The sequence below is a fragment of the Candidatus Edwardsbacteria bacterium RifOxyA12_full_54_48 genome (assembly GCA_001777915.1).
GTDB lineage: Bacteria > Edwardsbacteria > AC1 > AC1 > EtOH8 > UBA2226.
The window spans coordinates 85,232-100,612 of sequence record MFFN01000003.1 but is presented as its reverse complement, the minus strand read 5'-3'; the positions used below and the strand labels follow the sequence as shown (position 1 = coordinate 100,612).

The following is a 15,381-nucleotide window of genomic DNA, read 5'->3' as shown; positions in this document are numbered from 1 at the left end:
AATGATCTCAAAAAAAAGCGACCAGCGCTCTCTGCAAAAAAGGGTCGCCCGGCGCAAGGCACCCCAGGCCGGGGACCGCAGCCACCTTCCAGGAACCGGCGACAATGATATCCTGCTGGACACCATCGTCAAGGTCAGCCGGGCCGCCGCCACCTGTGCCGATTCCGACAGCATCTTTGAGGAGATATACCGCCGGATCATCAGGTTCATCAAACCCCGGAACATGCTGCTGGCCCTGGCGGAGCCTGAGAAAAAAATATTCACGGTGATCTTTGAATACCGAAACGGCCGGAAAGTAAGGCCGGAGAGTTTTCCGCTGGGGCAGGGGCTGGCGACCTATGTCTGGGAAAAAAGGGAGCCGATCCTCAGCAACGACTATAAAGTGGAATGCCGAAAACGCAGGCTGAAGACCACCGCTCCGGAAACCAAGGCCTGGCTGGGGGTGCCGTTGCTGGCCGGGAATCTCTGCCTGGGCATCCTGATGATCTGGGACGACCAGCACCACGACACCCTGACCGGCGATACCTTGAGGCTGTCCGAGATCCTGGCCAACCAGGCGGCCGGGGCCATATATAACGCTAAAATGCATGGAGAATCAAAACAGAACATCAAGGAACTGTCCACCCTTTTCCAGGTCACCAACGCCGCGGTAAATCAGCAGAACCTGGGGCAGGTTCTGAACACCATTCTGGAGATCATCAGCAATTCTTTGGGATACCCGAATTGCGCCATCCTGTTAAAAGACGAGAAGGGACAAAATCTTTTTATCAAGGCGGCCGTGGGGTATCCTCAAAAACAGATGGGGCTGAAGCTGAAGATAGGCCAGCAGGGTATATGCGGCTGGGCGGCGTCTTGCGGCAAGACCCTTTATGCGCCTGATGTTTTGAAGGACCAGAGATATCTGGAGGGCGTCCCGGGATGCCGTTCTGAGGTGGCTATTCCGTTATGGTCCAAGGATGAAGTGATAGGGGTGCTGGACATCGAAAGTCCCGCCGTCGATGCTTTCGACGAAAATGACGTCAGGCTGCTGGAGAATTTTGCCGGGCAGGCCGCCCTGACCATCAACAAGATCAGGCTGGAGGAGCTGGCCGAGAAGAGGATCCGGGAGCTCTCCGATATCAACAGCATCTCCCAGAGCCTTACGGTCAGCAGCGATCTGGGGATGGTCACCGGCAAGATAGTGGAGAAGATAGCCTCCGCTCTATCAGTAAAGAAATGCCTGATCAGCCTTTACAACCAGGAGAGCGACGAGGTCGAGGCCCAACTCCCGATCCATTATTCCGAGCCTCTGTCCAAGGTCCAGAGGGAAAAATACCGGGATATCGAGACCCTGGCCAGGCAGTTCCATTTTAAACTGGACCAGGGAGGCATCGCCGCGACGGTCTTCGAGAAGGGCCGTTCGTACTACAGCAACGACGTGGCCAACGACCCGTATGTCCTGAGGGATTTCGCCAGGCTGTTCGAGATATCCAAGCTGATCGTCATCCCGCTTTCCACCCGGAACCGGATCATCGGGCTGATCTATGCGGCCGACAAAGAGGATGGCGGGGATTTCTCGGATCAGGATGTGCTCTCCGCCGAGGCCCTGGCCTTTCAGGCGGCCCTGGTGCTGGACAACGCCGGTTTGTATCACGATATGGTGGAGGGCCTGAAACAACTGTCCATTCTGTACCAGTTCAGCCAGGCCATCACCTCGTTCACCAACGCCAGTGAGATATTAAAATTGGGGATGGACACCATCTCCCAGGTGATAACCGCCGATACCCTTTCGATAATGCTGGTGGATCCCCACGACCAAAAGCTGAGAATAAAAGCTTCCAAGGGGCTGTCCCCGGCAACCACAGCCAAGGCGGCCTTCTCTATAGGGCAGGGGCTGGCCGGCTGGGTGGCGGAGAAAATGCAGCCGGTGCTTACCGACGACCTGAGCCAGGACAAGCGTTTCAAACTGACCGGGCAGGAGGAAAAACTGGCCTCCACGATATCCGTTCCTCTGATGGCCAAGAACCGGGTGATCGGGGTGCTGAACATCAACAACTATTCCGGCAACCACCGCCGTTTTGGCCGCAAAGATATGGAATTGGCTTTGACCCTGGGCAACTCACTATCCATGGCCCTGGAAAGGGCCGAACTGGTGACCGCCCTGGATGGAAGGGTCACGGCCCAAAAGGCCCTGCTGGATACCAGCTCCCTGTTGCTGGGGACACTGGATGTCAACCAGATGCTGGAGCAGATCGCCGGCCAGATCGAACAGTTGATCCCGTTTGAACGGCTGGCCATATATCGGGCCGATTGGGAGAGAAGGCAGCTTAGCCCCATTCTGGCCAGGGGGCCAAACGCCCAGGAGATAATGGCCGACCTGCCATTCTCTGTGGACACCGGACTGACAGGGGCCATCGCCAGGAGCGGGACGGCGGAGATGATCAAAAATACCGACCAGGACCAGAGGACCGCGGTGGTGCCTGGCACCACCGCGGAGGCCGAGTCGTTGCTGGTGCTTCCGTTGATGGTCCAGGAACGGGCCGAAGCGGTATTGGTCATAGGGCGGGAAGTATCCCGGGGCTTTGCCGACCGGGAGTTCGAACTGGCTTCGCTGTTCACCAACCAGGCCGCAGTGGCCTGGAAGAATGCGGCCCTGTTCTCTGAGATAAGAAACAGCGAGAACAAGCTGGCCGACACCAACACTCGGCTTAATCTGGCCTTAAAACGGCAGATCGAGGTCAACACCGAGCTTTCCACCCTGCAGTACCTGTCCAGCACCATTCTTTCTTCGCTCAAACTGGAGGAGATCCTGTCAGTTATCGTGGAAGGCATTCACAGCAGCTTGGGTTTCGAGGCGGTCCTGATCAGTCTGGTTGAGGGCGGCGGCCAGTTGCTTACCCACAAGGCGTCCTCCGGTTTCAGCCCCGAGGAGTTCGAGAACATCCGGCAGGTGCATTCCAGCCTGGAGCAATATCTGAACCTGATGAAACCTGAATATAGGATAGGAAATTCCTTTTTTCTGCCTTTCGGCAAAGATGATGGCAACGGCGACAGCCCTCCTCCCAATAAAGAAGGCAAGGGTGAGGATTGGCAGGCCGGCAACCTGCTGATAGTGCCACTATATTCCAAGGAGAAGAAGCTGCTGGCCATCATCCAGATAGATAAGCCGACCGACGGCAAGGTTCCCGACAAACGGAAGGTGCGATCGCTGGAGGCCTTTGCCAACACTGCGGCCCTGGCCATTGCCAACGCCACACTCTATAACGATGCCCAGGCCCGCATCTCCGAACTTTCCACCCTGCACAATATTGGAATAGTGATCTCCTCGGCCATCGAAAGGGAAAAACTGCTGGAAAAGGTGGTGGGGGTCATCCGGGATACCCTGCATTACCTGAAGGTGGCCATCTTCACGGTGGAGCCGCAGAGCAAGAGCATCTTCATCGGGGCCCAGTCCGGATACGGCGAGGAGCTGAATATGCTCTATTTCACGGTGGGCGGCAACAGCGTGGTGGGCTGGGTGGCCGAGCACGGGGAACCCCAGATCGTCAACGACGTCCGCCAGGAACCGCGCTACAGCGCCATCGATCCCCGGGTGCTTTCGGAGATCGCAGTGCCCATCAAGCGGGAAGGAAAGACCGTCGGGGTGCTCAATATCGAGGATGACAAGACCGACGCCTTCACCGAGTCCGACCTGAGGCTGCTGACCACCCTGGCCAGCCAGGTATCAATAGCCCTGGATAACGCCAGGCTGTATGAAGAGGCCAACCGCCGGATCAGCGAACTTTCGGCGCTGCACAATGTGGGCACCACGGTCAGCTCCACCTTGAAGCTGGATGTGCTGCTGGATCAGGTCTGCCGCATCCTGAGTGATACCTTCCATTACAACAAGATCGCCATAATGATCGTGGATCGCAATGCCGACGAATTGGTGTTCAAGGCCAGCCTGGGGTACCAGAACATCCTGGGCGAGATGGGACGCCGGCTGAAGATAGGCCGGGAGGGCATCACCGGAATGGTGGCGGCCACCGGCGAGCCGATCATGGTCAAGGACGTCGCCCAGAACCAGCACTATGTAAGCATAGACGGCAAGACCCGTTCGGAGCTGGCGGTGCCGCTGAAGATCAAACAGCAGGTGGTGGGGGTGCTCAACGTGGAGAGCGACAACGTCAACGCCTTCGACCAGGTGGACCAGCGGCTGTTGACCACCCTGGCCAGCCAGGTGGCGGTGGCTCTGGAGAACGCCCGGTTGTATGAGGAGACCGAGCAGTTGGCGGTGACCGACGGCCTGACCGGATTGAACAACCACCGTTTCTTCCAATCTTTCTTTGACCGGGAGCTCAACCGGGCCCGGAGGTACAGTCATCCGCTGTCCCTGATAATGATGGACATCGACCATTTCAAGAAGATCAACGATACCCTGGGACATCCGGTGGGGGACATAGTCCTGAAAGAGGTGTCCCGGCTGCTCATGGAGCAGGCCCGCGACGTGGACCTGGTGGCCCGTTACGGCGGCGAGGAGTTCATGCTGGTGCTGCCCGAGACCAAGAAGTCCGAGGCTCGGCTGCTGGCCGAGCGGATCCGGGTGGCGGTGGAGAAGAACCGGTTCGAGGCCGAGGGGGCGAAAAATATCGGCCGGGTGACCATCAGCCTGGGGGTCTCCGGTTTTCCGGATGACGGCTCCGAGAAGGACGAGATCATCGACAAGGTGGACAAGGCCCTGTACCGGGCCAAGGCCGGGGGGCGGAACCAGGTAAAGATCTAATAATATATTTGAAATGTACAGTTGTTAAGGTTTAGAATTTAGTGTCCAGGATTAAACTTCATTAATTAAAATCATTTATGGTCTCTTTCGTCAAACCGCATTCCAGATGGACCGGGATCTGGCGCTCCTACCTGTTCGTGGGCGCCGCCAGCTTGGTGCTGGTCTCCCTGATCTACACCACCCTGCTGATCCGCAAGCTGGAGGAGGAGCCCCGGATCATGTCCCGGGTGTTCGCCCGCTTCTGCATGACGGCGGCGGTGCCGGAGGTGGTGGGTGACGTTCCGGAGACCGGCATCATCTTCGAGGAGATCATCCAGAAGATAAATTTCCCGGTGGTGGTCACCGACCGGAAGGGCGTTCCCCTGGCCTGGAAGAATATCGGCATCGAGCCCTACCCCATGACCACCGAACAGATGAAGCAGTGGGACTCGCTGCCGCCCGGCGATCCGCTGACGGGGATCAAGACCGCCATCCTGAAACTGGACGGCGAGAACCAGCCCATCCCCATGATGCTCAACTCCGACTCCACGGTGGTGGGCTACGTGCATTACGGCAATCCCCAGATATTGAAGGAGCTGGGCTACGTCCCCTTCATCCAGATCGGCATGATCGCCCTGTTCGTCTGGATAGGGTTCATAGGTTTCCGGGCCATCAAGGCCGGCGAGGAGCGGGCGGTGTGGGTGGGGCTGGCCCGGGAGGCGGCCCACCAGCTGGGCACCCCCATCTCCTCCCTGATGGGCTGGCTGACCTTGCTCCAGGACGGCACCAAGACCCCGCCGGAGATAATCCCCGAGATGGAGAACGACCTGGCCCACCTGGAGAGGGTGCTCAACCGTTTCAACCAGGTGGGCTCCATTCCCAAACTGGCCGAGGCCGATATCAATCAACTGTTGCATCAGGCGGTGGAATATTTCACCCACCGGGTGGCCAACATGGGCAAGAAGATCCGCTTTGAGGAAAACTACCACCACGATCCCGGGGTCCTGCTGAACCGGGACCTGTTCACCTGGGCGGTGGAGAACCTGATCAAGAACGCCATCGACGCCATCGACGGCCCCGACGGTGTGATATCGATAAGCACCGCGGTTGCCGCCAAAAAGATAGAGATCACCGTCAGCGACAACGGCCGGGGGATACAGCCGGGTCACCAGAAAAAGATCTTCTCTCCCGGCTTCACCACCAAGACCCTGGGATGGGGGCTGGGGCTTTCGCTGGTCAGGCGGATCATAGAGGATTACCACCAGGGGAAGATCAAACTGGCCGGCAGCCGTCCGGGACAGGGATCGGCCTTTCTGATAACCCTGCCCCTCAAAAGGCACGGCCATTGATTTTCAGGGTAACGTCGAAAGAAGGGGTGTTTGATGGATGAGGGCTACAGGATCCTGTGGGTCGACGACGAGATAGATCTGCTTAAGTCGCAGATCATTTTTTTGGAGGGTAAGAACTTCAAGGTGACGCCGGCCGCCTCCGGGGAGGAGGCGGTAAAAAAGATCGGGACATCGAACTTCGACCTGGTGCTGCTGGATGAGATGATGCCCGGCATGGACGGGCTGGAGACCCTGTCTCGGCTCAAGCAGATAAACCCCGACCTGCCGGTGATCATGGCCACCAAGAGCGAGCGGGAGGAACTGGTGGAGCAGGCCCTGGGTCAGAGAATAGACGACTTCCTGCTGAAGCCCCTGAATCCGGCCCAGGTGCTGGCCTCCTGCCGCCGGGTGCTGGACGGCCGCAAGCTGGTGGAGGAGCAGACGGTCAGGGAGTACGTTCAGGCCTCCCAGGACCTGCGCAGTTTTGACTATCGCACCCTGGACTGGCAGGAATGGTGCCGCCATTATCGCAATCTGATAGAATGGGACCTGCGGCTCTCTTTGCTGCGGGACGACGGCCTCCATGCCAGCCATGAGGGAACTCTCAGGGAGGCCGATCTGGAGTTCTCCCGTTTCGTGGAGGAGAACTATTCCGGCTGGCTGCACGGCCAGTCGCGGCCTCTGCTGTCCACCGACATCGTGGAGCGCTACGTGGTGCCTCCGGCCAAAGCCGGCAAAAAATGCCTGTTCCTTATCCTGGACTGCATGAGGCTGGACCAGTGGATGACCATCGAACCGGTGATCAAGAATTATTTCGACATCCACACCGATTATTATTATTCGGTGCTGCCCACCGCCACCCCTTATTCCCGTAACGCCATATTCAGCGGACTTTTTCCGTCCCAGATCGCCAGGAGCTATCCCCAGTACTGGGAGAAGAGCGATGCGGCCAACGAAGCCAGCCGCAACCGTTACGAACATCAGCTGATGGACATCAACCTGGCCCGGCTCAAGTGCAAAACCTCACCCGATCCCCGCTATATCAAGATCTTCAACATTGACGAAAGCCGGGAGGTGCGCAAGAACTTCGGCTCCTACCAGAACGTCCCACTGATCAGCCTGGTGGTGAACTTCATGGACATCCTGGTGCATTCCCGGGCCGACTCCCAGGTCCTTCAGGAGATAACCCCGGATGAGAAGGCCTTCCGCTCGCTGACCCTGACCTGGTTCTCCAATTCCGACATCTTCCACATCCTGCAGATGGCCGCCCACCAGAAACGGGAGGTGATCATAACGACAGACCATGGCTCCATTCAGGGCCGGCGGGGGAGCGAGATCAAGGCCGGGCAGAACACCACCGCCAATCTGCGCTACAAGTCCGGCAACAATATCTCCGGGGATCACCGCCAAGTGCTGTGGATAAAGAACCCGGCAGATTATCTACTGCCGGAGGAATATAAGGGAATGCAGTACCTGATCGCCAAGGAGGATTTCTACCTGGTGTACCCCACCAAATACGAGGAATACCGCAAGCGGTACGAAGGCACCTTCCAGCACGGCGGGATCTCCATGGAGGAGATGATACTGCCGGTGGCGGTGATGACGCCGAAATGAGGATTTATAAAATGTTTATAAATAAATATATATTTATTTGCATTGTCTTGTTGTTGCCATTAAATTACGCGTTTTCTGAAACGATTACAGAAATGGCAGTTTCTTCTTCATATATAGAACAGTTTAACCTGCGTACGTCATTAACAGTTATTAAAGGTAATCGCTTTTATCGTGGGATTGAAGCATTTAGTGTTTCATCTGTAAAACAGGATAATATCTATTACATTTCTTCGAATGGCATTGCTTCTATTATGGCTTTATCTGGTTTTATGCTTGAAGATGGTAAAAAACATTTATATGATATTATTTTCATTGTAGTACCTGCTGTATGGCTGGCAAATTTAAAGGTTGGATATAAAATCAATAAAAATATTTTCTTGTCAGCTGGTCAAAATACAGATTTTTATCCTTTTTATCGAATGTCACGCATATGTTCACAAAGTAATTTCGGTGTTAAAGTATCATATAAATCATTTTTATTGAATTCCAATATATGTATTCCCTGGAATAAAGGTTATTACAACACTAAAGAACCTTATGTTAGTATGGGTCTTGGTTATAATATAGCAGGCAATAATGATGACTAATAAACTAATTACTCATTCTGCGGTGGAAACCAAAAACTTTGGCCAGAAGCTTTCGGTCCATTTAAAACCCGGCCAAGTGATTTGTCTTTATGGCAACCTGGGCTCGGGCAAGACCTGCCTGGCCCAGGGCATCTGCCGGGGCTGGGGGGTGCAGGAGCCGGTGGTCAGCCCCAGCTTCACCCTGCTAAATGAATACACCGCCAAGCATCCCATCTATCATTTCGATCTGTACCGATTGAAATCGCCATCTGAGCTGCTGAACATCGGGTATGAAGAATATCTTTACGGCGAGGGTCTGGTGCTGATAGAATGGCCGGAGAACGCAGGGGGTGAGCTTCCCCAGGACAGATTGGATGTTTACATCACCATCAGATCACCGGATGAAAGGGAATTTAAAATGATCCCGATAGGCGGGTTTCCAATGGATTGGGATATTTTATGATGTATTTATGCCTGGATACCAGCGGGATCTATCTTAATATCGCCCTCTGCCGCCAGGGGAAGGTGCTGGCGGGCCTTTCCCGGGAGGCCGGCACCGGGCATTCCGAAATTCTGGCGGCTGAACTGGGGGCACTGCTTAAACGCCATGATATCAAGTTGTCGGATATCGGATTGCTGGCGGCGGCCACCGGGCCCGGATCTTTCACCGGATTGCGGGTGGGCATAGCTTTTATAAAGGGCCTGGCCGCCGGGCTTAAACTTCCAGCCCTTTCCCTGAACACCCTGGATGCGATGGCCGGCTCGCAGGAATCAAAAGAAGGGTATGTGTCGCCCATGATCGATGCCAAGAAAAAGGAGATCTACACCGCCTTATATAAAATGAAAGATGGTCAGCCGGTCAGGGAAAGCGATTATCTGTCTATCGGGCCGGAGAAGTGGCTGGCAATGCTGCCGGAGGATGCCCTGCTGTTCGGTAGCGGAGAGTTGAGCTACCGGGATCTGTTCCGGACCTCCGCCAAAAAGTTCCGCCAGGACGAGGATTTTCTCGCGTCGGGCCGGGTGCTGTCCGGCCTGGCGGGATTGGCCCACCGGTTGTACCAAGAGGATCAGGCAGTGGATCCCCAACAATTGGACGCTTTCTATGTCCGACCGGCTGACGCTGAGCTGAAGAAATGAACCAAAGAATCCTTAAAATGCGGCCGGAGCATCTGCCGGAGATACTGGATATCGAAAAGCGCTCATTTCCCGACCCCTGGTCGGAGAATATGTTCCGGGAGGAGACGAAGGATGACGGCCGCCGGATATTTCTGGTGTTGGAAATCGACGGGAAGATTTCCGGATATGCCGTCGGCTGGGTGGTGCTGGACGAGTTCCATCTGGGGAACATCGCCTTGGCTGCCGAAAAAAGAAGGTGGGGATGCGGCCGGCGCCTGCTTCAGGAGATCCTGCAACAGGCATATCGGCTGGGCTGCCGGATGGCCAGCCTGGAGGTCAGAAGTTCCAACGAAGCCGCCATCGAATTGTACAAAACTTTCGGATTCAGGCCGGTCGCCATCCGGAAAAAATATTATCACAACGAGGATGCATTGGTTATGATGTCCGATATTGTTCCGGTGAATTCATGCTGAGGGCCGGGCAGGTCCTGAATATCTCTCTGGAGAATCTGGCCTACGGCGGCGATGCGGTGGGGCATCATCAGGGCCAGGCGGTCTTCGTGCCCTACGGCGTTCCGGGCGACGAACTCAAGGTAAAAATAATCGAGCCGCACAAGACCTACAGCCGGGGGGAGGTCCATGAGATAATAAAGCCGTCGGACCACCGGGTAAAGCCGGCCTGCAGGCATTTCGGGATCTGCGGCAGCTGCCAGTGGCAGATGATGGACTACCAATACCAGCTGGAGCAGAAGACGAACATAACCCGGGAGATATTCAAAAGGCTGGGGAAGATCGAGATCGATGAGATAGCCGTTTTGCCGCCGGCCGGAGAGTGGCATTACCGCAATAAAGCCCAGTACCCTGTCCAGGCTTCAAAAAATGGCAATGGGATGGGATATTACCGGCTAAAAAGCCACGATCTGGTCGACATCCAGGAGTGTCCCCTGCTGGAGGAACCGATAACCCAGGCCTTCCGAAAAGTGAAGGAGGTCATCAACAAAAGCGGGCTAAAGGGCAGCACTCCGGCCGGGCACAGTGGAAACCTGCGCCATCTGATCTTGCGGTACAGCAAAAGCGAAGAGGCCCTGTCCCTGGTCCTGGTCACCAGATATGAGCCGGACCTCCACAAGATAGCCCAGAGGATCCTGGCGGAAGTTCCAAATATAAAATCCGTCTGGCAGAATGTGAATCCCGCCCGGGGCAACGTCATCCTGGGCAAAAAATGGACCCACCTGGGCGGGGTGGAATATCTGTCGGAACGGATCGGCCATATAACCTGTCGCCTGTCGCCCGGCTCTTTCCTGCAGTCAAATCTTCGGACCAGCGAGATGGCTTATCAAAACATAAAGGAAAGTCTGCAGCTGTCTCCCGGCGATGAGGTGGCCGACCTGTATTCCGGCATGGGGTCCATCGCCCTGCAGCTGGCCGGGCAGGCCAAAAGGGTGACGGCCATTGAGGAGTTCGCTCCGGCGGTGGATGATGCCAGAGTCAACGCCGCGCTTAACAACATCGGCAACTGTGAGTTCCTTTGCGGCCGGGCGGAGGACCAGCTGATCAAACTGAAATCCGCTGACGCTCTGGTGCTGGACCCGCCGCGGCAGGGGGCCGCCCCCGGGGTCATCGAAGCCATCGCCGGTCTGAACCCCGCCCGGATCGCCTATCTGTCTTGCAACCCCTCGACCCTGGCCAGGGATGCGGCCTTGCTGGTCGGCCGGGGATATAAACTGCAGAAACTTTTTCTGGCGGACATGTTCCCTCAGACCTATCACATAGAGAATCTGGCAATTTTAACCAGGTGAGAAAATGAAGACCAGCGTCAAAATATTTTTTATGGCTGCCGGCGCCCTGGCCTTGATGCTGTCCGGATGTTACTCTTTCAGCGGAGGGCGGCTGGATTTTCAGACGGTGGGGATACCGGTGGTCGAGAACACCACCGCCGAATACCGCCTGTCGGAGATCATGACCACCACCATGATAACGGCGGTCAACAACGACGGCCGGGTCAAGGTCAGCGACCCGGAAAAGGCGGAGGCGGTGTTGGAACTGGCGGTGACCGGATATACCCGGGCTCCTTTTGAATACACCAGCCAGGAGCAGGTCAACCAGTACAAGACCACCATCGCCGCCAAAGCCAAGCTGAGATCGGCGGCCGGGAAGGTTCTATGGGAGTCGGCAAGCCTCTCCGGGTGGGGCACCTATCAGGTCAGCGAATCCGATGAGGAATCCGGAATGAAAAAAGCCGCCGAAAACCTGGCGGCCGAGATCATAAGGCAATCCTTCGAGTCCTGGTAGGCGGGCCAATATCACTGGGAACTGAAGACCTGGATCCGGTGGTTATCGGTGTCCACGATATAGAGGGTGCCCCGGCTGTCTATGGCGATGCCGTTGGGGTTCAGGAACTGGCCGGGTTCGGTGCCGGGACCTCCGCCGTAGCTGGAAAAGAGACCCTCGGCGGTGAATTCCTGAAAACGGTCGTTGCCGGAGTCGGTGATCATCAGCTGGCCGGAGGGCCCGCTGAAAATGCACCCCGGATTGTCGAACTCGCCCTCGCCCTCGCCATAGCCGCCCCAGCTGCGGATAAAAATGCCCTCCGGCGAGAAAACCTGAATCCGGTTGTTCCCGGCATCCACCACATACAGCCTTTTATTTCCATCCGCCGCCAGGCCCTTGGGCTGAAGGAACTGGCCGTTAAGGGATCCGCTCTGTCCCAGCGCCGAGATCAGATTCCGGTTCTGGTTAAAAAGGTAGATCTGGTTGTTCTGACGGTCCGAAACATAAAAATATTCGGCAGCGAAAGCAATGCCCCAGGGCTTTGAGGAATCCGGCAGAGGGATGTGCCATAGCGTATTTCCCGCGGTGTCGCAGACCACCACCCGCCGGTTGCCGCTGTCCACGATATACAGGTTGCCGTCGGGACCGAAGGCCAGCGCTGTGGGGTCGTCAAAGTCGGCGCTGTCCCGCCCGAAGCGGCCCCAGCTGTTCAGCCCTTGCTGGTCGGCATCCAACTTCTGGATGCGGTCATTGCCGATCTCGCTGACATAGATGTTCCCCTCCCGGTCCAGGGCTATCCCGCTGGGAAAGATGAATTCGCCGGGTCCGTCGCCGAAGTCGGCCCAGGCGGTTCCTCCGGCCGCGAGGGCCAATAGAGCCGCCAAGAAGAAATGTTTCGCTGTCATTTCATCCCTCAATAAATCCTAGTTCAAGGCATAAGGTTAATTTAAAAAAACAAATTTGTCAAGCAAAAGTTTGAAATACGCTGATGTGGCGCTGTCCATCCCCCAGGGCCGCTGTTTTACCTACCTGATCCCCGGTCACCTGACGGTGGATGGCGCGGGGATCAGGGTGCGGGTTCCCCTGGGCAAAAGGGAGGCCATCGGATATGTGGTGCATCTGAAAGAAACCTGCGATTTTCCGGTCAAGCCCATTCTGGAGGTGATAGATATTAAGCCAGTCATCAGCCGCGAGCTGTTGGAGCTGACCGAGTGGGTCTCCAAATATTACCGCTGTGGCTGGGGGGAGGCCATCCGGGCGGCGCTGCCACCGGGGATGGATGCCAAACAGCTGAGGATGGTGTGGCTCAACGGAAATTATTCCGGCCAGATCCCGGCCGAACCTATGCTGGATCATATAATCGAGAAGGGCTCGGTGTCGCACCAGTATCTTTTAAAGAAGTTCGCCCCCTCCGCCGAAAAGGGCATCGAGGAATACTGCCGGATGGGGCTGCTGTTTTCCGAGCCGGTGTGGCAGAAAGCCAGGATCGCGGTCAGAAAGGAACGCTGGCTGTCTGGCCGCAGTCCGGCCGATAAAACAAGCTTGAAGCTCTCCAAAGGACAGGCCGAACTATTGGATCTTGTTGAGCAGAAGGGGGCAGTGCCTCCGTCAGCGATCAAAAGCAAAAGGCCTGCGGCCCTCAGGCTGGTGGCCCTGGGCCTGGCTGGCTGGGAGTGGCGGGAGAAATTCAGGGGCCAGGAGGAGCAGGGCTGGGCCGAGGAGGATGCCGAGGTCACCTTGAATGCCGAACAACAGCAAGTGTTGGATTCGGTATCAAGGGACATCAATTCCCGAATGTTTTCGGTGAACCTGATATCCGGGGTCACCTCCAGCGGCAAGACCGAGATCTACCTGAAGACCGCCGAACGGGCCCTGGCCCAGGGCCGCCAGGTGCTGATACTGGTGCCGGAGATAGGGATGACCTCGCAGATGCTGCACCGGGTAAGGTCCCGGCTGGGCCAGGTGGCGGTCTGGCACAGCGAAATGGGAAGCGGGGAACGCTATGATGCCTGGAGAGCGGTGAGGCGCGGAGACTTCCGGGTGGTGGTGGGCACCAGGTCGGCCGTCTTCACCCCCTTTGATGATCTGGGTCTGATAGTCGTAGACGAGGAGCACGACGCCTGCTACAAGCAATCCGACCTGGCTCCCCTGTACCATGCCAGGGATCTGGCCATCATTCGGGCCCGGAAGAGCGGCGCCGTGGTGCTGATGGGATCGGCCACCCCTTCAGTGGAGAGTTACTATAAAGCAAGGATGGGCAAGTTCAAGCTGTTCCGGCTGGAAAAACGGGTCGGGTCAGCCGATCTGCCGATGGTGGAGGTGGTGGATCTTAAAAAACTGCCCAGGGAGGACCGCCTGATCTCGCCGCTGCTGGGCCGGGAGATCGGGGCCTGCCTGCAGGCCGGGCGCCAGGCCATGATCCTTCTTAACCGCCGGGGGTTCGCGCCTTATCTTCAGTGCGGGAAATGCGGCAGCCTGATAACCTGTCCCAATTGCAGCGTCAGCCTCACCTATCACCGTAGCGGGGAATCGGTGCTGTGTCATTATTGCGGATACCAGGCCAGACTGCCGGAAGCCTGCCCGGCCTGCGGCAGCCTGATGCTGGAGCACCGGGGCTATGCCATTCAGCGGCTGGAGGCGGAGTTGAAGAACGTTTTTCCGAAGGGAAGGATCAGCCGGATGGACGCCGACACCACCGGGCGCAAGGGGGAGCATCACCGGATACTGCAGGATTTCCTGTCAGGCGGTTCGCAGATACTGCTGGGCACCCAGATGATTTCCAAAGGGCATCACTTTCCCAACGTTTCGCTGGTGGGGATAATAAACCTGGACGACATTTTGGGACTGCCCGATTTCCGGGCGGCCGAACGGGCCTTCCAACTGATGGTGCAGATGGCGGGCCGGGCCGGGAGGGGGCGGCATCCGGGAAAGGTGGTCATCCAGACCAGAATGCCCGATAACCCGGTGGTCAAATGGTGCCGGGAGAACGATTATTATTCCTTTGCCGAGCATGAACTGGCGGGCCGGGAGGAGTGCGGCTATCCGCCGCACCGGCACCTGGCCCTGCTGACCTTCACCTCTGGCAGCCAGGCTGACCTGGAGGACTTCGCCGATAGTGTCGCTGAAAAAATAAAATCCGGCGCCGGCCGGGCCGAGGTCCTGGGTCCCGCCCCGGCTCCGCTGGCCAAGATCAAGGGTCGGTTCCGCTGGCAGCTGATGTTAAAGGCCGGTTCGCCTTCGGAGATCAAAAAAGCTTTGGAGGGGATCGCCTCGGGCCGGAACGAAAAAATAAGATTATCCGTAGACATCGACCCGGTGAACATGCTGTAAAGAAAATATTTAAAAAAAATACTTGACGGTAATGCCTGCAAATGCTATACTATCGTTAAGTTTGAAATAACATTCTTATATTTCATTAAACGAAAGGAGGGATAAAGTAGTGAACAAAGCCGAATTGATCGAAGCAGTGGCCAAGGTTACCTGCACCAAGGCAGAGGCTGGCAACGCGGTTAACGCCGTGATCGACAACATTGCCAAAGCTTTGAAGAAGGGCGACTCCGTTACCCTGGTTGGTTTCGGTACCTTCAGCGTCAAGAAGAGAAAAGCCAGAATCGGAAGGAATCCGCAGACTGGCAAGGAAATCAAGATCGCCGCCAAGAAGGTCCCCGCCTTCAAGCCTGGCAAAGAGCTGAAAGACACCGTAAGGTAATTATCGTTGGAAAAGTTAGGGTCTTGTATCGGATGATACAAGACCCTTTTTATTTTAC

12 protein-coding genes are annotated in these 15,381 nt (G+C 56.6%); 11 read left to right on the top strand and 1 reads right to left on the bottom strand.

What is annotated here, in order from left to right:
* The first annotated feature begins 1 nt into the window (after nt 1).
* The 9 genes from A2273_07805 (at nt 2) to A2273_07765 (ending at nt 11,635) form a co-directional block, all read left to right on the top strand.
* On the top strand, nt 2-4,741 hold the full coding sequence (locus tag A2273_07805) for a hypothetical protein (GenBank protein ID OGF08242.1): 4,740 nt from the start codon (nt 2-4) through the stop codon (nt 4,739-4,741).
* 77 nt (nt 4,742-4,818) lie between these two features.
* Complete coding sequence (locus tag A2273_07800) at nt 4,819-6,069, top strand: hypothetical protein (protein OGF08241.1); 1,251 nt, start codon at nt 4,819-4,821, stop codon at nt 6,067-6,069.
* Between the two features lie 33 nt (nt 6,070-6,102).
* Entirely contained in the window at nt 6,103-7,662 is a 1,560-nt protein-coding gene (locus tag A2273_07795) for a hypothetical protein (GenBank protein ID OGF08240.1), read from the top strand.
* A complete protein-coding gene (locus tag A2273_07790) occupies nt 7,659-8,249 on the top strand; it encodes a hypothetical protein (GenBank protein ID OGF08239.1) in 591 nt (196 codons plus the stop codon). Before A2273_07795 ends, A2273_07790 begins: the two co-directional genes overlap by 4 nt.
* Nucleotides 8,239-8,691, top strand: coding sequence for a tRNA (adenosine(37)-N6)-threonylcarbamoyltransferase complex ATPase subunit type 1 TsaE (locus A2273_07785; protein OGF08238.1), 453 nt, complete (start codon nt 8,239-8,241; stop codon nt 8,689-8,691). The genes A2273_07790 and A2273_07785 overlap by 11 nt, the downstream gene beginning before the upstream one ends.
* On the top strand, nt 8,691-9,365 hold the full coding sequence (locus A2273_07780) for a tRNA (adenosine(37)-N6)-threonylcarbamoyltransferase complex dimerization subunit type 1 TsaB (protein OGF08237.1): 675 nt from the start codon (nt 8,691-8,693) through the stop codon (nt 9,363-9,365). Before A2273_07785 ends, A2273_07780 begins: the two co-directional genes overlap by 1 nt.
* On the top strand, nt 9,362-9,817 hold the full coding sequence (locus A2273_07775; GenBank protein ID OGF08236.1) for a ribosomal-protein-alanine N-acetyltransferase: 456 nt from the start codon (nt 9,362-9,364) through the stop codon (nt 9,815-9,817). The genes A2273_07780 and A2273_07775 overlap by 4 nt, the downstream gene beginning before the upstream one ends.
* Complete coding sequence (locus A2273_07770; GenBank protein OGF08235.1) at nt 9,811-11,142, top strand: 23S rRNA (uracil-5-)-methyltransferase RumA; 1,332 nt, start codon at nt 9,811-9,813, stop codon at nt 11,140-11,142. Before A2273_07775 ends, A2273_07770 begins: the two co-directional genes overlap by 7 nt.
* Nucleotides 11,143-11,146: 4 nt before the next feature.
* Entirely contained in the window at nt 11,147-11,635 is a 489-nt protein-coding gene (locus A2273_07765; GenBank protein ID OGF08234.1) for a hypothetical protein, read from the top strand.
* 11 nt (nt 11,636-11,646) lie between these two features.
* Here A2273_07765 and A2273_07760 read toward each other — a convergent pair whose 3' ends face one another.
* Nucleotides 11,647-12,486, bottom strand: a complete 840-nt coding sequence (locus tag A2273_07760; protein OGF08233.1) for a hypothetical protein — start codon at nt 12,484-12,486, stop codon at nt 11,647-11,649.
* Nucleotides 12,487-12,589: 103 nt separating this feature from the next.
* Here A2273_07760 and A2273_07755 point away from each other — a divergent pair, with 103 nt between their 5' ends.
* Both A2273_07755 and A2273_07750 read left to right on the top strand, forming a co-directional pair.
* Nucleotides 12,590-14,944 carry a primosomal protein N' gene (locus A2273_07755; protein OGF08232.1) on the top strand — a complete coding sequence of 785 codons (2,355 nt, stop codon included), beginning with the start codon at nt 12,590-12,592 and terminating at the stop codon, nt 14,942-14,944.
* A 109-nt stretch (nt 14,945-15,053) separates the two neighbouring features.
* Nucleotides 15,054-15,323 (top strand): DNA-binding protein HU, encoded by a 270-nt coding sequence (locus A2273_07750; protein ID OGF08231.1) that lies wholly within the window; start codon nt 15,054-15,056, stop codon nt 15,321-15,323.
* The last annotated feature ends 58 nt before the right edge of the window (nt 15,324-15,381 follow it).